This window comes from Candidatus Terasakiella magnetica, from assembly GCF_900093605.1.
GTDB classification, from domain to species: domain Bacteria; phylum Pseudomonadota; class Alphaproteobacteria; order Rhodospirillales; family Terasakiellaceae; genus Terasakiella; species Terasakiella magnetica.
On sequence record NZ_FLYE01000023.1, the window covers coordinates 33221 to 49718 of the forward strand.

Sequence of the window (16498 nt, forward strand, 5' to 3'; positions counted from 1 at the left end):
TTTCAACAGACAAGTGAGAGAAAATATAATACATGGAAGTATTTATAGATCGATTGGAAATCTAAAAAGAATAGGTTCTCAAGAAGCATTCAGAAAAAGTGTCTAACTCGATTGTCTAACTTAGGAAAAAGCACCTATGTGCTTAGGCACACATTCCAAAAAGTCTTTTATTTTCAAGGAGGAAAATGGTGCCCGATCCCGGACTTGAACCAGGGACACGCGGATTTTCAATATCATTTTTTATCTGCTCATAGCGGAACATAAGTGAACATAGGGTATGGCTAAGTATTTGATATAAAATAACTAATTGAAGTTTTGTTTAAATTTGCATAACATAGGTGAATACGGTGAAAACACCCAAATGTGTTACCTAAGCGTTACCTATGGAGCGACATGCGGATGCCAAAAACAAAGCTTACATCTCTTTCCGTTGGCAAGTTGCCAATCCCGCCAAAAGGGCAAGTTGACTATTTTGATACCTCCATGCCTTCCTTTGGTGTTCGTCTCTCATTATCTGGTTCACGCACATATTTCGTGATGACCCGAGTTTATGGGAAAGTGGTTCGTCTTAGTATTGGTCGAGCCAAGGTTAATACGGATGATATTGGTTTCTCCTTGAAAGATGCACGAGCAAAAGCCGGAGAGCTTGTTGATATCGCGTCTAAAGGTATCGATCCCCGCCAACTCAAGAGAATTGAAAAAGAAGAAAAGGAAGCCGAAGCGAACAAGACATTCAAAGCGGTGGCTGAGAAATTCATCAAACGTTATGTCGAACCCCGCCTCGCTCCATCAACTAAACGAGAATATGATCGTGCCTTGTTTGGTAAAGAAGTGAAGGCGTGGCAGTCCCGCCCCGTCGATGTGATTACCAAAGCTGACGTTCGAAACTTGTTAGAGAAAATGGTTCGTCGTGGGAGTGCTGGGGCAGCCAATAATCGTTTGGCTTATTTGCGTAAGTTTTTCAACTGGTGTGCGGAAGAAGATTATATCGAACATCCGCCGACTGATCGAATTCGTCCTCCGGGTCCCAAAAAGATTGGGGAGCGTGTTTTAACTGAAGACGAGATCAAATTGGTTTGGGCGGCCTTTGATGCAGAGGGCGGAACGTTCGGGGACTTGTTCAAACTCCTTCTTCTAACAGGTCAAAGGCGTGCAGAAGTCGGAGGTATGAGACGGGATGAACTGAAAAATATAGATGGAGGAAATCCAACTTGGGAAATCCCAAGCCACAGGACAAAAAACAAACGTCCTCATATTATTCCGCTTTCCCCACAAGCTGTTGCGATTATAAAACATCGCCCCGTTTTCGGGGATGAAGGATTACTTTTCACAAATACAGGAGATACTCCCGTGTCAGGCTATGGGAAAATCAAGAAACGAGTTGATGATTGGGTCGCGAAAAACCGGGAAAATGCGTGTCTATCACCAATGCCTTCCTGGGTACTGCATGATTTACGTAGAACCATGGTTACTATAATGAATGAAAATTTGAAAACCCCACCCCATGTTGTGGAAGCTTGTGTGAACCATGTTTCTGGAGCGGCTAAAATGGGTGTCGCAGGTGTGTATAATAAAGCGTTATATATAGAGGAACGCAAAAAATCCCTTAATGCCTGGGGCGTATTTGTGGAGAAGTTAACCTGCTTGTGAAAATAAAGCTTACAACTGTGGTAATGCAGATCGTTAAAAATGCAATAAATATACTTCTGTAAAACTCTGTCACACTTTTATCTTCGCATGATTTCGATTACGTTGATATAATCGCACCTATGAGTACTTCACAGCACATACTTGTCGTAGACGACAACAAAGAAATTCAAGATTTGGTTTCCCGTTTCCTGACTAAGGACGGGTATCGTGTTTCTACAGCCGGCGACGGTCGGGAAATGAAAAAGATCATAGCGGATGCCCGTATCGATCTTATTCTTCTAGACCTAATGTTACCGGGTGATGATGGCTTAACGCTTTGTCGTGATATTAGGGCAGATTCCAATATTCCAATTATTATGCTGACAGCTAAAGGTGAAGAAATTGATCGTGTGATTGGGCTTGAGATGGGGGCTGATGATTACATCGCCAAACCATTCGGAACCCGTGAACTTCTTGCACGTATAAAAGCCGTATTACGACGAACGGGTGATGTGGCTAGCCCCGCAGCGGCACCGGACACACCCAGTAATTATCTGTTTGATGAATGGAAACTTGATACAGCGAAACGTGAATTAAATTCTAAAGATGATGTCATTGTTCCTCTAAGCACAGGTGAGTTTACCTTGCTTATGGCCCTGGTCGAACGGCCACAACGCGTTTTAAATAGAGACCAGCTACTGGATATTGCACGCGGGCGCGCATCAGTTGCTTTTGACCGCAGTATTGACACGCAAGTCAGTCGGTTGAGACGCAAGATAGAAAAAGATGCCAAAAACCCTGAACTCATTAAAACAATCTGGGGTGGTGGATATGTCTTCACACCTGAAGTAACAAAAGAATGAGAAAGTTTCTCCCTAAGACATTAACATCTCAAACGATTTGGGTTTTGCTTATCGGATTAAGTGTCTCTCACTTTTTGAGCATGGTGATTTATTCAGGTGATCGCACTGAATCTCTTTCCATGCTGGGTGGTCGCAATATGGCGCAACGTATCGCCAGTGTTTCCCATGTCATTATTGAAACACCATCAGAATGGAGAGGCCGAATTGTTGCAGCATTAAACGAACCAACATTCCGGGTTTCCATCAGCCCTGAAAGCACGTTGGTCAATCAACCAGATGAAGGCGAACAACTTGCATTATTAAAACGTTTTTTGCGCTTTAAAATTGGCTTGTCGACTGAAACCCCAATGTCTGTACAACTGTTTGAGAAACCACATGACGGTGGTCTTTTGAGTCAATTCAATCCCAACCAGTGGATGCACATGCGAATGATGAACCAAATGCATGGCATATCGGCACATCAATCCTTGCGGGTTTCATTCACTCTTCCTGATGGTAAATGGCTGAATTTTGCGACTGACATTCCTGAAAGTAACCCATTCTGGTCACCAACATCACTTATGTCACTTATATCAATGGCTGTTGCCGTTATCGTACTGTCCATCTGGGTTGTTCGTCGGCTGACTGTTCCTTTGCGTTCCTTTGCACATGCAGCGAGGCAATTAGGTAAGGACGTAAAGGCAGAGCCAATGTTAGAAACGGGACCATTGGAAGTACAAGAAGCGGCTAAGGCTTTTAATGAAATGCAGGGACGATTGCAGCGTCTGATTGAGAACAGAACACAAATGCTGGCTGCCATTTCACATGACTTGCGGACGCCCATTACATTAATGCGATTACGCTCTGAATTAGTCGAAGATGAGACAGACCGCCAAAAAATGCTCGAAACTTTAGATGATATGGAACATATGATCTCACTGACCTTGGAGTTTGCAAAACAAGAGTCAGAAAATGAAGAGCGTAGAAATGTTGATATCGCGGCACTTGTTGAAAGTATATGTGATGATATGGAGGACACGGGCAAAGACATCTCTTTGGAACGCGGTGAACAGATCCTCTATGAGTGTGCTCTTGTCGGCATGAAGCGCGTTGTAAACAACCTGATATCGAATGCAATTAAATATGGCGATTGCGCAAGGGTCTCAATAGGCGCGAATGACAATGAAATTGAAATTGTAATCACTGATAAAGGCCCTGGTATTCCGGAAGACCAACTTGAGAAAGTCTTACAACCTTTCTATCGGTGTGAAGCATCACGCAATAGAGATACAGGGGGTGTTGGCCTTGGTCTAAGCATTGCTCAATCAATTATTGAGGCTCATGGTGGAGAACTACTTCTGGGTAATCGAAAAGAGGGAGGCCTTGAGGCCAAAGTACTGCTCCCCCGTTAAATCATGTCATCGTGCCTCTACAGCTTTGTGTAACCACATGTTATTAAACCCCGCCCTTATGGGCTTTTAGGTTTTCTCGCATTGGTTGACAATATGGCATGCGTTCTGATCTTGGTTCGTTACAAAGACGGTGATGCCAATGTACGTTCGGTTTGGTTATGTAGCCGCAATGATGCCATTGGTAATGTCGCTGTCCTTATTGCTGCCATACTTGTTTTCTATACGGGTTCTGCATGGCCTGATTTGGCTGTTGCTGGTGTTATGGCAGGGTTGTTTTTGTTGTCAGCCTCTCAAATCGTTATGCAATCCATCAAAGAAATGAATGAAACTCCATCCTGTGAAATAGAGGCAAAAACATGTCAGAAGTAGCTGTTCCCAAAAAACAAATGAATGCTCTGATTTTGTCTTGGGTCATTGCCCTTATGGCAACATTAAGTGCTCTCTTCATTGGAGAGGTATTAGGGAAAACGCCTTGTCTTTTATGCTGGTATCAACGTATTGCGATGTTCCCATTGGCACTCATTCTTGGGGTGGCCTCTTATACAGGTGACTTGGCGGGTCGAAAATATGCACTTCCCCTAATCATCATAGGCACATTGATAGCCGCATGGCATAGTTTGGTTTTTGCAGGCATTGTACCAGCAGAAGCTCAACCCTGTTCTCAAGCAGGACCATCCTGCTCAGGTGAGGGGCAAATCTTGTTTGGCATATTGCCTTTACCTTACCTTTCCCTCTTAACCTTTCTTACTCTTCTCGGCTTACTAACCATTCCATTCAAAAAAGGATAAAAAAATGAACAGACGCGCTCTCATCGCATCAACTGCTGCCGGAGCTTTGGCTCTTTTTACAGGTGGAGTGTTCTTTTACAAGCCGTCCGGTGGTCCTGCTCAAAAAATGTCAGAAGATGGTCCTCTTCTTCGGCCCTTTGCCCCAACGTTTGGTCCTGACGATGCCCCCGTTACAATTGTCGAATTTTTTGATCCTGCCTGTGAAGCCTGTCGAGCTTTTTATCCCATTGTGAAAAGCATTATGAGAAAGCACAAAGGCAAGGTTCGCTTGGTGTTGCGTTATGTGGCTTTCCACGGCCCATCCGAAGAGGCCATCCGTTTATTAGAAGCTGCACGAATACAAGGTGCATTTACCAAAACACTTAAACGTCTTTATGAAACACAGCCTAAATGGGCACCACACGGTCGTCCCGCAGCAAATGTTTGGGCAATGGTTGAAGATTTGGGGTTTGATATGGAAAAAGCTCAGATTGATAAAAACCTGCCAGACATCCAAGCTATTCTTAATATGTCTGTTCAAGATGTGGAAGCTGCAGGCGTTCGCCAAACACCAACATTTTTCGTTAATGGGAAACCCTTAACAAAGTTTGGGCGTACTGAACTTGAAGAGCTTGTCCAAGATGAAGTCGATGCCCTGTAGATAAAAAGCTCAAGTTATTATTTAGTTTTTTCATCAATAAATTTTCATTCCCCCACCATTAATCAGTTTTAATGGTGGGACTAACAGCGGCTTATTGCCATTATCTGTTTTCGTCGAGGATTTCTTTGATACGCTTTGCCATATCTTTGCCGGAGAGGCCATGAGCGAATTTACGAATAAACTGTCCTGTAGGGCTCATAAAATAAACACCTGCAGAGTGATCGATTAGATAATGTTCATCTTTATCGTTTGTACCAGGCACTTTTGAATATTTTACTTTAAATAAATCTGCCGTTCGTTTGATGAGCTTAGCTGGTCCGGTTAAGCCGATGATCGATGGATGGAAGTTTTTAACATATTCACGCAGAACTGTCGTTGTATCGCGTTCTGGGTCAACTGAAATGAAAAGCGGTTGGAACTTTTCTTCCATGCCTTCCAGTTCGTCCATAGCCTCTGAAATGTTAGAAAGCGATGTAGGACATACATCTGGGCAGAATGTATAACCAAAAAAAATTATGCGAAATTTACCTGTAAAATGTTGATCTGTGACGAACTCGTTAAAATGATTGCTCATTATCCATTTGCCACCGATGGTCCTTTTTTCCTTGGCTTCCCAGTCTAATTGTTGAGCATGTGAGACAGTTGAGAAAAGGATAAATCCGATTATAGCAATAAAGAATTTCATGACATTATTTCCAGTAATATTTTAGTTTACACTTCTTATTGAGCAATCTTGTTTAAAGGCTTTGCACCCCTGTACTTGGCACCGATAGAAGCATAGCAATTCGCAATGGTGTCATAATTATATTGCATCATATCAACGTATAAATCTGGCCCTGCAGGCAGGCTCAAGCCGAATGATTTTAATGTTCCAACTTGAACCTGTTCTTTATTAATGGCGAGTGACATGTTCTTTTGGCTCAACCCTTCTTCAACAAAGAAACAAATCTTATCAAAATTATTTAATGCGGCTCGCATCTTAAAGATATTTGCTGTTTGTGCGTTTTCTGACGGATGCTCAGACAAAAAACCAAGGGACTTGAAGGCGTATGATTGTTCAAAATATTGATGTGTATCGTGATACATCCAAGAAATACCCGCAGCAATACCTCTGAACCCAAATTCAAACTTTCGATCTAAAGCAGTGATCTTGTATTTTAAAGTGTTTCGGTTTTTTTTGAAAATTTTCTCATTCTTGGGGTCAAGGGTAACTATTTTTTCATAAAGAGAATCAAGGAAAACCTCAGCATTTCGAACATCCAGCCACATATAGGGGTCACGCAAATTATCGATTTTCCGATCTGGTAAAACTTTGAACTCGGTATCACTGAGCATTTCATAATCTTTTATTTCAGGCGTCAAAATCTCTGCGACACTTTTCTCAAGCTCCGGTCCCATCCAGACGACCAAATCAGCACGTTTCAACAATGCCTGATCTTCCGGCGATGGTGAGTAATCGTATGGTGTTACATCTTTCATCAATAAGATCGGTTCTCCGGCTCCTTTCATCAATGCACTAAGAAAAGAGTGAATAGGCTTGATCGTTGCAACAACTTCCACAGGTTTTGCAATCGCCATTGAAGTCAGTGAAAAGATAGCTATCCAGAATGTTAAAAATAACCGCCAAAACATATTTGTTCCCCTTGATTTTGGATTTCTGATCTATTGTAGCCCGTCATTTGAAGAGCATTGACATTAGTCAGATGTAAGTAAGATATAAATCTAATTCCATTATCCATTCATTCAAAACTATCGTTACTAAGCCCATGTCAAAAGACAGGCTAAACTCCAAGATGGAAACTGTTTGAAAAAAAAGCTATGAAAGTGAAAATGGAAACGACTCTTGATACCGGATGCACGCCTATAAAGGCCGTGACTTTATTTGAAGTGACGGTTATCAAATTATGAGGATGGTCGTTTTCTTTGTGTTGAGGGCATTATAATGTGGAAAAGAGCTTTCTAGGGGAGCCTCCACATAAATTGCTTTAGGTGAGCCAGATAAAAGGTCGGCAATAGTATAAAGTTTAATTTTATCACTTGGTAATAAACTCAAGGAATGTGTTGAGTTTGCATTACCTTCAGGAGTTATGCGCTTATCACGGTGTAATTCCTTTGAAGCAATCACTGAAGTAGAATTACCACCATCAAAGAGCAGGACAGAATGTAATGAATCTTGTTGATGTTCCTGCATGGTTATTCCATGCATTGCCTTCTCAAAATAAATATCGCCATTCTGCTCAAAACAATTAGCAAAAGCTACATCCGCACCAACGCCAATTACCAGATATACTGATAGAGCAATTAATGCCGTTACCTTTTTTATTTTGGCAGATAAACTCATGCGTCATAAATCCAATTACTGATTTGGTGTTCACTAAATAAGAAATGTGGCAAAAAATTATTTTGACATCTTATTTTGAGAATACCTGCAGCATCATATTCGTTCCCCTTTATTCAAGGTCGGATTATTGCAGTCCATCATATGAAGAGCATTGACGTAGGTCAGGTTTAACTTCCAGATTTATCCTGACCTGGTTCATTGGTAGCCGTTTTCTTGTTATCCGGTTTCCCTAGATAGGCTGCAATGGCTTTCAGGTCTGCTTCAGTCATTTTGCCTGTTGTATTGGCAATCACTTTCCCCATAGAGCCGCCAAGGAAATCACCTTCTGGTGTCATGCCCATTTGTAGGCCAAAGACTGTGTCCGTATGGCTCCACTTAGAAAACTTGCTCTCGTCACTGTTTAGCAAACTTGGAATTTTCTCGCCTTCCGGACTCTTAGGTTCTCCCGCTAACAGGTTTTCCGTATCCAGTCCGCCAAGTAAATTTCTTGGCGAATGACATTCCACACAGTGACTTGGACCGTTGACCAAATAAGCCCCTCTGTTCCATTCAGCACTCTTGGATGGATCTTGCTTGAATGGGCTGTCGTCGAAGAATAATGCCTTCCAAACCATCATGCCTTCTCGCACATTAAATGGAAATGGGACATCATGTTCTGGGGCAGCTTTTGCAACAGGTGGAACAGTATCCAAATAGGCTTTTAGGTCAACCAAGTCCTGGCGTGTCATTTTCGCATATGAGGTATAAGGGAAAGCAGGGAAATAATGTGATCCATCCGGGGAGACCCCTTTCGTCATTGCTTGAATGAATTGTTCAGTATCCCAGCTACCGATGCCAAATTCTTTATCTGACGTTATATTTGGGGTGTAGAAAGTTCCAAATGGGGTGGGAAGACCTAGACCGCCGGCAAGTTCTTTCCCCTTGTACTTCTTATCTGTATGGCAAGAAACGCACCCCCCAATGTCCATGACATATTTTCCACGCTTTACAGAATCAGCTTGATCATTACCTGCATAAGCCTGGGAAGAGACAAGAAGAGTTAAAGATAAAACACTGGTCAAATATGAAGATGTACGCATTGGGGGGCTCCGTTCTTTTTATAATTAATCTTTTTTCACACGAAAATCTGTGTGGCAGGTTGAACAAACTTTTCCTGTTTTCGCAAATTGCATCATCACGGCACGCTTATCACCAGTCGTGGCGACTTCGCCAAGTTTTGTGGCTTCCGTTTCCAGATCGTTACTCAATTGTGCAAAGCGGTCCCAATCTTCCCAGATTGTTGGCAGGGCCTCTGTTGGTTTATCCATTGAGCCTTTTGGGAAAAGGGCATTGATCTTAGTGGAATGCTCAGCCATGGATTTTGCGGATGTTTCAATCACTGCGGCATCAAAAGTAGTTTCCCCTTTAACCATAGCGGCAACTGCTTTCATGTTTTTGCCAATAGCACTCATCAAATCCATGCGTTCTTTGACAATACCCATCGCACCACCATGGGCGAGTACTGCAGTTGTTGCTGATACAACGATGACAGCACTCAAGCCGGCAACTTTTGCTTTAATCGAAAGTTTCTTCATTTTATTTCCTTCATTATTTTAGAGGGGTTACATTTTATGAGCTTGATATCGGATGCCATTTTCAACCTGGACCTCACGAATAAAATTAATAACATTCTCCATGTCATATCTGGATACCTGAGGCTGTGCCGGCATATTACCAAATTTCCAATGATGGCTTGTGACACCAGAAACTGCTGCACGGTAAAAGGATTCATCACCATGATGACCAGGATTGTAGATGTTATGGATTAAAGGTGGGCCTTGTTCAGAACCTGCGCCATTTTCACCATGGCAAGCTGCACAGTTCTCGGAAAATGTTCTTTTACCCTTTACCGCTTTTGCGGACAGTTTTCCTGGCATTTCTACATCGACAACAGTAGCGTCACTAGAACCTGACATCATATTGTTTACAACAACACCGATACCGCCGATCAACAGTCCGACAATTACAATTTTAGGAATTTGTTCTGAAAAACTCATTAATAGTCTCACTCTTTCTTTTTTGAATTTCTGGTCCGCTCAACAGCCGCTTTCAATGTATTCAAATCTGCTGCACCGCGAATAATCATATTTCCAATAATGAAGCCTGGTGTTCCAGTAATATCGAGTTGTTGTGCAAGGGCATAGTTTCGTTGGACGATACTGTTGATAAGATCTTCATGCTCATTCATATCTTGTTTAAGCTGAGGAATATCAAGCCCTGCTTTTTCAGCAATCTTGAAAACCTTTTCCTTTGAGTATTTCCCCCGGCTGCGCATTAGAAGATCACTAAAAACCGTATATTTGTCCTGATAGTTTGACGCTAACGCGGCTTTTGCTGCAAAAACAGATTCAGGGCCTAAGATTGGGAATTCTTTATATACATATCGAATATTTCCATCTTCTTTAACGAGCTTTAAAACCGTGTCATGGACACGTTTACAGTAACCGCAACGATAATCAAAAAACTCAACAAGAGTGACATCCCCATTTGGATTTCCACCGACGGGATCGTCTGGGTGAAAATAGATTTCATTGGCTTTGGATACCAACACCTCATCGATACGCTGTTTTGTTGCTGTTTGTTTTTTCAGTTCCAAGAGCTGTAAGGCTTCCAAGATTATTTCTGGTTGCTGCAGTATTGTCTCTTTCACAAGCTTCCGTACTTCTGCCTTTTCTTTATCATTCAAACCCTGAGAGTGAGCGTCATTGATCGTAATTAGACTGAGCATAAAAATGACGCTCAAGAATATAATTTGGTAGGTGCTTTTCATTGTTAACGACATCATAAATCAATCCGTATGGGTGGCGCTTAACACCATCTGATGGCCTTCACCCGATATGGCGATTTCATCGACAGGTTTGAAGGTTTGAGCATCGATCACCCAGATTTTTGGAGATTTACTGCTGGAAACAAAAACCTTGCCTGTCCCAGTTAACGCTTCAAGGTGATAAGGAGAGGGCGCAAGTTGAATTTCTGTTCGTGTTTCATTTTCAATATCGATTTTTACAGCAACACCGCTCTTTTTACTGGTCGCATAAATCGACTGTCCATCTTCTGACAGGTCCAAACCATGCGCACCCTTACCGATAGAAAATGATCGTGTAACTTTTCCAGATGCAATATCTGTTTCAGAGACTGTTCCAGCTTTTGCATTTACGCTGTAAAGTTTCTTCTGGTCTTTAGATAACGCGAGATGTTCTGGCGTAGGGCCGCCATCCAAGGTTCGTACAACCTTCCATGTCACGGTATCTACCTCAGAAATTGTTCCGCTACCTGTATTAGAAATGAATGCACGTCCACTGTCTTTTGTGAAAACAGTGTAGTTGGGTCCGTTGCCCGTTTTTAGGAAAATATCATTTGGGGAGCCATCGAGGTCCGTAATGCTCACCCCACCTAATGTCGGGTGTGTCGATACAACATAACGCCCTGTAGGTTTAATCGCCTGATGATGAACCATACCCGGCAGCGAGCGCGTCGACATGATGTGGCCATGCTCAGGATGAATGACAAAGAGTGTACCTTCCATCTTACCCATCTCGTTCTTTTTTGCGGCAAGGCTAGCTGTTATCACATATTCACCATCCGGTGTGATCGCTAAGGCATGGGGGTTCCTGATACCGTCAAACTCATTTACGACCTGGTTGTTTTCACTATCAATAACCAGCACTTTATTGGCGCTTCCGGCGGCGACATAAATAAACGGTTCGGCAAAGGCTGAGATAGACATAATAGCTGTTGCAGCAACAGCAATTGAGAAAAGTGTTTTTTGCATTTTTATATTCTCCATAATTCTCATGACCCAAAGTTCTCACGTAAGTATTGAATGAGTTCACGAGATTGTTCCGTTGAGAATGGATCGGCTCCTCCAAATGCTGGCATCAAAACTGTGCCATCAGCCTCTTCCACACCTTCCATGATAATTTTTGTAAGGATGTTTTCGTCTTTTCCTAAGCGGTTCTGATCGCCTGTGAAATCAGGAATTTCGGCACTCATACCGCTTCCATCAAAGCCATGACAGGCGGCACAAAACTCAGAATATGTTGCACTAGCATCAAACTCTTGTGCTTGAGACGCCGAAGCGAAAACAGTCATTGTCATAACGGTAATGATGAGGAAAAGACGCATCACTGTTTCTTCCTCAATGCATGCAGCTCATATGTCGTGGACCCTGACACGACAAGCTGTTGAAGTTCCACAGACTTTTAATGTACGCGACAAGACTTTTTGCGTCCTCTTCACTTACATCATGTTCTTTCCAGGCAATCATACGTTCATTGCGCTCAACACCGTTCAGGATCGTTGACATAATCTGATCATCTGAATGATGCCAGGCATGCATTGTATCGTTGAGCGAAGGTGCTAATGGCAAGCCCTCTTCATCAACAGCTCTTGGGTCTGCGGGGTTTTCACCCGCGCCCTTTTCACCATGACAGGCAACACAATTATCTTCATATAGTGTTTTACCTGCTTTAATCCGGTCAATTGAAGCATATTGATTGCCTTCAAAACTTCCCCATGTTTCACCAGCATCTTTACTTATCATCATCGCACCAGTGTCTGAGACACCATAAATGTGCTTTGGGTTTCGCGGATCAATGGTTGCGTTTAGCAGGGCGCGTTTCTGAAATTCTTTAGCATGGCGTTTCCATTTTAAATCTTTTTCAGAGGCTGTGACATAACCGTAATCATAGATAAAGGCATGTATCTGCCCCTTATTTGTAACTTGCAAAGAAGCGACAGGTTTATCGACGGGGCCAATGTTTTTCCACGTCTTAGCCCCATCCTCACTTTTGAAAAGACCATTGAAAGTACCTGCATAGACCGTCTTAGGCTTTAAGGGGGAAACCGCAATTTCAAACATACGTTCCCCTTGAATAGGGCTCACAACTGTCCAGGTCTTACCGCCATCTGCACTGGCTTGTATATTTTCATCAACCCCATAAATAATACGCGGGGAAACCGCACTGATCGCCATGGCATAGAAAGAGGCTATACCGTTTGCATCGTCACCTAATTTTTGCCAGTTCCGGCCCCCATCTTTTGAGCTAACAACACCCATTTTTTCCGTTTTGCTTACATAGCCGCTTGCAAATAAGGTATTCGGATTATTGGGATGGGATATCAATTCCATGAAATAGCCTGTGTTTTTATTTAACTTTTTGACCAAGCCATTTTCTCTAACTGTGAAAACACCATGAGGTGTTGCCACGGTAAATTTTTCTTTATCTTTTGGGTTGAACACAATTCCACTGACATCTTTCAACTGGTGTAGAAAAATGTCCTGTTTTGGATCTTCTGCCTGCGCGATTGATACAGAAAGAAATCCTCCGGCTAATACTGCTGATAATTTTACAAATGCCCTCAAATTCACGAGTGCTCTCCCCCATTTTCCCCAGGTTCAATACTGTCAGCCATAACCTTGATACATTTACGAACTTGTTCAATGTCGCATCCAACCAGCTCTGCATATCCAAGTGTTTCGGTCATGGCTTCGCGTAATTCCTCTAACGATTCAATAACGATGGCACGGGCAATAAGTGGTACCTCTTGTTTCACCTTGGAAACTGAATTTAAGTTAACAATTTCACCCATTTCATCATCCTTTCATTACCCGTATTTTTGCGAATAGACGTGTCCGAAGTATGTCTAAAACACACAAGTAAATGACAAAGTGTGGCAAAAGTGGGAGTTGACAAACTTTGTCACAAAATACCCCGATAAAGGGAGCTATGCGTTTCCATGGCAAATTTGTCTGTATGTGACATGGCGTTGAATGAAAGCTGAAATACTCTCCAGAGCACGAACCTCTAATTGGCGAACTCGTTCACTGGAAATACCAAAACGTTGCCCCAATTCTTTCAGTGAAGATGGTTCTTCAGCCAAGTATCTTGCTTTCACAATTTCCCTATCCCTACCTTCAAGGCGACGCAAAGCAGCTTTTATTGCCTTTTTCTTTATCGCTGTTTCTTGACGTACCACTAAAACTTCTTCTTGATTTGGCCCTCCATCTTCCAAGAGGTCTTGATGCTGGGAATAGGTGTCATCTCCGACGGGGGCGTTTAACGACTGATCCCGACCAAATAGACGTTTATTGATTTGCTGTACATCTTCAACACTGGTATCAACTTTTGCTGCAATTCTCTGGGCTTGATCTTTGCTCAGTTCACCATTGTCGATAATTTCAAGCTCCCGTTTCACTCGTCTCAACGAGAAAAACAGTTTCTTTTGTGCATTCACTGTCCCCAAAGGAACCAGTGACCAGTTCTTTAAAATGAAATCATTTACAGATGCTTTGATCCACCACATAGCATAAGTAGAAAGCCTGACTTCCTTAGATAGATCGAATTTATGAAGTGCTTTGAGCAAACCGATATTCCCTTCTGCAATCAAATCAGCAACAGGCAATCCATAGCCTTTTGCATCCATCGCAATTTTAACAACCAGACGCAAATGACTGGTGATAAGGGTTTCTGCTGCTGATGGACATTGGGCATGAAGAAAGTCAGATAAATATTTCTTTTCCTCTTCAGCAGATAGAATGGGATAGTCCCATGCTTTTCTCAAATAAGCTTGAAGCTCATCTGTATTCTGGGGGGTATATATGCTCATCCTGCTTTCCATATTTGGTGATCAGAGGTAAAACGTCTTGATTAAAACGATCAATATCCATACTGCCCATATGTCGATAAATGACTTGGCCATTGTCATTCAAAAGGAAGATTTCCGGTAAACCGTAAACTCCCCATTTTGAAGCAACTTCCCCATTAAGGTCGGCACCGATCTTGGTAAATGGATTACCGTGACGATCCAGCCACAAACGGGCATCTTCTGGTCGGTCTTTATAATTCAGGCCGTAAACAGGAAGCCCCTGCTCAGTTGATAGTTTTAAAAGGAAATTATGATTTTCCTGACATTCTTCACACCAGGAAGCAAAAACGCTGACCAGAGAATACTGACCATGGAAGTCATTTGAGTTCAGCCCCGAAATTTCTCCTTCGACGGGAGGAAGGGAAAAGATCGGTGTGTTATTTCCAACCGATTCATCCGGGCTGTCAAAATTTAAAAAACTGTATGCACTAAATAAAATTGTTATCAGGCCTAATGCGATCAGAACGGGCGTATATGTGGAAACATAGTGAGTTTTTTTTCTTTCAGCCTGTTCTGATACATGATGAAGGTGAATGCTATGGTGGCTGCCCATGACAAACTCCTTTCCAGGTTTATGGATTGGTTTTAGGGATGCCGTGATGGTTTGCGTTCAGCTGTTTCGTCTTCTTTTTTTCTCCATCATGAGAATCATGACAACTCTTTCCTGTCATTTTCATCATGAGGAAATGAACGCCTACACAGGCAATTAACGGAGCCAAAGCGGCCAATGTACTTCCTTCTGCAATACCACTGGCAAACACGAAGTAGGCTCCAACCATTGCAAGACAACAAACCAACATCATTCCCATATGGGAACCAAAGAATGATTTGAGGTGTTTCATAATTTATCTCCGTTTTCAAAAGGGTGAACGAAAGTGGAAAGGGGAACGATGGTTTATATTGGAGGATATCATCATCGTTTTGTTTCCCACCTTCGTTCAGAGGGGCAGTTCATGAGAGAAGGGCAATCTCTCTGTTGATCAAGTGTATTAAACCGCATTCCCTTGTCTGAAGTGTGTCTATTCCTCCCTCACTTGGTGACAGATTATGTCAATCCCTGTACCTGTCACACTTTGCTACAATTTTTAGATATTTAGTTAAGCTGCGAAATAAAAAATCAGCCGTTTAAGAAAACGGCTGACGATTAAGTTGTTATTTAAAGGGTAATTTAAGGGAGGCTATCGTTGATCAGTTAGTTCTTGATATATACATCCTTTCCATCATCGTAAGAATGATCTAAAGCCCATTCTTTTTGTTCATGGGGCGTTTTGCGAACCAGCTTGGTACCGTATTTAGGGTTCGGGACTTGGACAACTTTATAATAGGAACCATTGTCATCCGGTGTGTACCCAGGCTTAAGAGTGTTAGAAGTTTTTGTGACCGTCATCATTTTGCTGTCAGGATAATACCCGGTATCTTCTTCAACATATTTCATACGTGTGTATTGGTTAGTTCCATCATCATAAGAGAAACCCGGTTTCCAAGTATCAGAATACTCAATGACTGAGCCGGCTTGTGCACCGAAAGACATAGCAGTAGTAGCGGCAATAGCGATTGCAAAAAGTGAAGAGCGTTTCATAAGTTTTCCTTTTGTTAGGTTAGTGTGTTTCGCTAAAAAGGAATATGATGGATAGGCTTGTCAGTTGTTTGTCATAAATGTTTCTTTTTGCGACAAAAACATCTTAATTTGAAACAAAATATTTCATCCTAATACACTGTTATAAAACAAAAAAAGAGGCGCTATTAAAGCGCCTCTTTGAAATCATTATGATGAGTGTATTAATGAGCCATTTTGATGCCCATAATTTCATACATGCCGCCTTTACCTTTACCCAAAGTAAATTCGACATCTTGGCCTGGTTTAACTTTGCTGACGTCAACGCCTTCAGCAACAGCAAAGTCCATTTTCATTGGAGGCCAGCCGAGCTCTTTGATTTTACCGTGAGAAATATTGACCTTGCCGTCTTTAACAGCATTTACCTTACCAGTCGCATTGATGCCAGCCATGTTCATTTCATGACCTTTCATGTTTTTCATATCACTGTGACCAGAACCGGCAAGTGCCGCTGTGCTCATAAAGCCGATTGTAAGGGCAGCCATAGCAATTGAGAGTGTCTTTTTCATTTTAGTCTTTCCTTTAATGGAGTTGTAAATAAGAG

At 42.2% G+C, this 16498-nt stretch carries 22 protein-coding genes; 6 read left to right on the forward strand and 16 right to left on the reverse strand.

Annotated elements, in window-relative coordinates:
• Positions 1–399 precede the first annotated feature (399 nt).
• From MTBPR1_RS09370 to MTBPR1_RS09395, 6 genes are all read left to right on the forward strand, one after another.
• A complete protein-coding gene (locus MTBPR1_RS09370) occupies positions 400–1650 on the forward strand; it encodes a tyrosine-type recombinase/integrase (protein ID WP_069188761.1) in 1251 nt (416 codons plus the stop codon).
• 119 nt (positions 1651–1769) lie between these two features.
• Positions 1770–2492, forward strand: coding sequence for a response regulator (locus MTBPR1_RS09375; protein ID WP_069188762.1), 723 nt, complete (start codon positions 1770–1772; stop codon positions 2490–2492).
• A complete protein-coding gene (locus tag MTBPR1_RS09380) occupies positions 2489–3883 on the forward strand; it encodes an ATP-binding protein (protein WP_069188763.1) in 1395 nt (464 codons plus the stop codon). Before MTBPR1_RS09375 ends, MTBPR1_RS09380 begins: the two co-directional genes overlap by 4 nt.
• A 42-nt stretch (positions 3884–3925) precedes the next feature.
• Positions 3926–4252 (forward strand): cation efflux transmembrane domain-containing protein, encoded by a 327-nt coding sequence (locus tag MTBPR1_RS09385; RefSeq protein WP_276204546.1) that lies wholly within the window; start codon positions 3926–3928, stop codon positions 4250–4252.
• Complete coding sequence (locus tag MTBPR1_RS09390; RefSeq protein ID WP_205631230.1) at positions 4240–4671, forward strand: disulfide bond formation protein B; 432 nt, start codon at positions 4240–4242, stop codon at positions 4669–4671. The genes MTBPR1_RS09385 and MTBPR1_RS09390 overlap by 13 nt, the downstream gene beginning before the upstream one ends.
• 4 nt (positions 4672–4675) lie before the next feature.
• Complete coding sequence (locus tag MTBPR1_RS09395) at positions 4676–5311, forward strand: DsbA family protein (RefSeq protein ID WP_069188764.1); 636 nt, start codon at positions 4676–4678, stop codon at positions 5309–5311.
• Between the two features lie 100 nt (positions 5312–5411).
• Here MTBPR1_RS09395 and MTBPR1_RS09400 read toward each other — a convergent pair whose 3' ends face one another.
• The 16 genes from MTBPR1_RS09400 to MTBPR1_RS09475 form a co-directional block, all read right to left on the reverse strand.
• The gene (locus MTBPR1_RS09400; protein ID WP_069188765.1) at positions 5412–5996 is read right to left on the reverse strand and encodes an SCO family protein; all 585 of its coding nucleotides are present in this window, start codon (positions 5994–5996) and stop codon (positions 5412–5414) included.
• A 35-nt stretch (positions 5997–6031) separates the two neighbouring features.
• Complete coding sequence (locus tag MTBPR1_RS09405) at positions 6032–6943, reverse strand: metal ABC transporter substrate-binding protein (RefSeq protein ID WP_069188766.1); 912 nt, start codon at positions 6941–6943, stop codon at positions 6032–6034.
• Positions 6944–7208: 265 nt separating this feature from the next.
• A complete protein-coding gene (locus MTBPR1_RS09410; RefSeq protein ID WP_069188767.1) occupies positions 7209–7652 on the reverse strand; it encodes a hypothetical protein in 444 nt (147 codons plus the stop codon).
• 167 nt (positions 7653–7819) lie between these two features.
• Positions 7820–8731 (reverse strand): c-type cytochrome, encoded by a 912-nt coding sequence (locus MTBPR1_RS09415; RefSeq protein WP_069188768.1) that lies wholly within the window; start codon positions 8729–8731, stop codon positions 7820–7822.
• A gap of 24 nt (positions 8732–8755) precedes the next feature.
• Complete coding sequence (locus MTBPR1_RS09420; RefSeq protein WP_051610267.1) at positions 8756–9226, reverse strand: c-type cytochrome; 471 nt, start codon at positions 9224–9226, stop codon at positions 8756–8758.
• 27 nt (positions 9227–9253) lie between these two features.
• Positions 9254–9688: a c-type cytochrome gene (locus tag MTBPR1_RS09425; protein WP_069188769.1), complete on the reverse strand. Its 435-nt coding sequence runs from the start codon at positions 9686–9688 to the stop codon at positions 9254–9256.
• An 8-nt stretch (positions 9689–9696) separates the two neighbouring features.
• Complete coding sequence (locus tag MTBPR1_RS09430; protein WP_126465139.1) at positions 9697–10476, reverse strand: DsbA family protein; 780 nt, start codon at positions 10474–10476, stop codon at positions 9697–9699.
• Positions 10477–10479: 3 nt separating this feature from the next.
• Positions 10480–11463, reverse strand: coding sequence for a YncE family protein (locus tag MTBPR1_RS09435; RefSeq protein ID WP_069188770.1), 984 nt, complete (start codon positions 11461–11463; stop codon positions 10480–10482).
• Between the two features lie 20 nt (positions 11464–11483).
• On the reverse strand, positions 11484–11816 hold the full coding sequence (locus tag MTBPR1_RS09440; protein ID WP_069188771.1) for a c-type cytochrome: 333 nt from the start codon (positions 11814–11816) through the stop codon (positions 11484–11486).
• Positions 11817–11829: 13 nt separating this feature from the next.
• Entirely contained in the window at positions 11830–12933 is a 1104-nt protein-coding gene (locus MTBPR1_RS09445; protein WP_126465145.1) for a c-type cytochrome, read from the reverse strand.
• A gap of 125 nt (positions 12934–13058) precedes the next feature.
• Positions 13059–13283: a hypothetical protein gene (locus MTBPR1_RS09450; RefSeq protein WP_069188773.1), complete on the reverse strand. Its 225-nt coding sequence runs from the start codon at positions 13281–13283 to the stop codon at positions 13059–13061.
• A gap of 135 nt (positions 13284–13418) precedes the next feature.
• Complete coding sequence (locus MTBPR1_RS09455; RefSeq protein ID WP_069188774.1) at positions 13419–14300, reverse strand: RNA polymerase factor sigma-32; 882 nt, start codon at positions 14298–14300, stop codon at positions 13419–13421.
• The gene (locus tag MTBPR1_RS09460) at positions 14269–14892 is read right to left on the reverse strand and encodes a redoxin family protein (RefSeq protein WP_069188775.1); all 624 of its coding nucleotides are present in this window, start codon (positions 14890–14892) and stop codon (positions 14269–14271) included. The genes MTBPR1_RS09455 and MTBPR1_RS09460 overlap by 32 nt, the downstream gene beginning before the upstream one ends.
• A 19-nt stretch (positions 14893–14911) precedes the next feature.
• Positions 14912–15181, reverse strand: coding sequence for a DUF2933 domain-containing protein (locus MTBPR1_RS09465; protein ID WP_069188776.1), 270 nt, complete (start codon positions 15179–15181; stop codon positions 14912–14914).
• 350 nt (positions 15182–15531) lie between these two features.
• Positions 15532–15918 (reverse strand): hypothetical protein, encoded by a 387-nt coding sequence (locus MTBPR1_RS09470; protein ID WP_069188777.1) that lies wholly within the window; start codon positions 15916–15918, stop codon positions 15532–15534.
• Between the two features lie 200 nt (positions 15919–16118).
• Positions 16119–16463, reverse strand: a complete 345-nt coding sequence (locus MTBPR1_RS09475; RefSeq protein ID WP_069188778.1) for a copper-binding protein — start codon at positions 16461–16463, stop codon at positions 16119–16121.
• Positions 16464–16498 lie beyond the last annotated feature (35 nt).

Bases quoted from the DNA above. Each gene is read 5' to 3' on its own strand.
- MTBPR1_RS09420 (WP_051610267.1), bottom strand. From the start codon at position 9,226: ATGAAGAAACTTTCGATTAAAGCAAAAGTTGCCGGCTTGAGTGCTGTC.
- MTBPR1_RS09400 (WP_069188765.1), bottom strand. From the start codon at position 5,996: ATGAAATTCTTTATTGCTATAATCGGATTTATCCTTTTCTCAACTGTC.
- MTBPR1_RS09465 (WP_069188776.1), bottom strand. From the start codon at position 15,181: ATGAAACACCTCAAATCATTCTTTGGTTCCCATATGGGAATGATGTTG.
- MTBPR1_RS09435 (WP_069188770.1), bottom strand. From the start codon at position 11,463: ATGCAAAAAACACTTTTCTCAATTGCTGTTGCTGCAACAGCTATTATG.
- MTBPR1_RS09375 (WP_069188762.1), top strand. From the start codon at position 1,770: ATGAGTACTTCACAGCACATACTTGTCGTAGACGACAACAAAGAAATT.
- MTBPR1_RS09390 (WP_205631230.1), top strand. From the start codon at position 4,240: ATGTCAGAAGTAGCTGTTCCCAAAAAACAAATGAATGCTCTGATTTTG.
- MTBPR1_RS09450 (WP_069188773.1), bottom strand. From the start codon at position 13,283: ATGGGTGAAATTGTTAACTTAAATTCAGTTTCCAAGGTGAAACAAGAG.
- MTBPR1_RS09455 (WP_069188774.1), bottom strand. From the start codon at position 14,300: ATGAGCATATATACCCCCCAGAATACAGATGAGCTTCAAGCTTATTTG.
- MTBPR1_RS09405 (WP_069188766.1), bottom strand. From the start codon at position 6,943: ATGTTTTGGCGGTTATTTTTAACATTCTGGATAGCTATCTTTTCACTG.
- MTBPR1_RS09410 (WP_069188767.1), bottom strand. From the start codon at position 7,652: ATGAGTTTATCTGCCAAAATAAAAAAGGTAACGGCATTAATTGCTCTA.
- MTBPR1_RS09395 (WP_069188764.1), top strand. From the start codon at position 4,676: ATGAACAGACGCGCTCTCATCGCATCAACTGCTGCCGGAGCTTTGGCT.
- MTBPR1_RS09380 (WP_069188763.1), top strand. From the start codon at position 2,489: ATGAGAAAGTTTCTCCCTAAGACATTAACATCTCAAACGATTTGGGTT.
- MTBPR1_RS09425 (WP_069188769.1), bottom strand. From the start codon at position 9,688: ATGAGTTTTTCAGAACAAATTCCTAAAATTGTAATTGTCGGACTGTTG.
- MTBPR1_RS09415 (WP_069188768.1), bottom strand. From the start codon at position 8,731: ATGCGTACATCTTCATATTTGACCAGTGTTTTATCTTTAACTCTTCTT.
- MTBPR1_RS09460 (WP_069188775.1), bottom strand. From the start codon at position 14,892: ATGGGCAGCCACCATAGCATTCACCTTCATCATGTATCAGAACAGGCT.
- MTBPR1_RS09430 (WP_126465139.1), bottom strand. From the start codon at position 10,476: ATGATGTCGTTAACAATGAAAAGCACCTACCAAATTATATTCTTGAGC.
- MTBPR1_RS09370 (WP_069188761.1), top strand. From the start codon at position 400: ATGCCAAAAACAAAGCTTACATCTCTTTCCGTTGGCAAGTTGCCAATC.
- MTBPR1_RS09475 (WP_069188778.1), bottom strand. From the start codon at position 16,463: ATGAAAAAGACACTCTCAATTGCTATGGCTGCCCTTACAATCGGCTTT.
- MTBPR1_RS09440 (WP_069188771.1), bottom strand. From the start codon at position 11,816: ATGCGTCTTTTCCTCATCATTACCGTTATGACAATGACTGTTTTCGCT.
- MTBPR1_RS09470 (WP_069188777.1), bottom strand. From the start codon at position 15,918: ATGAAACGCTCTTCACTTTTTGCAATCGCTATTGCCGCTACTACTGCT.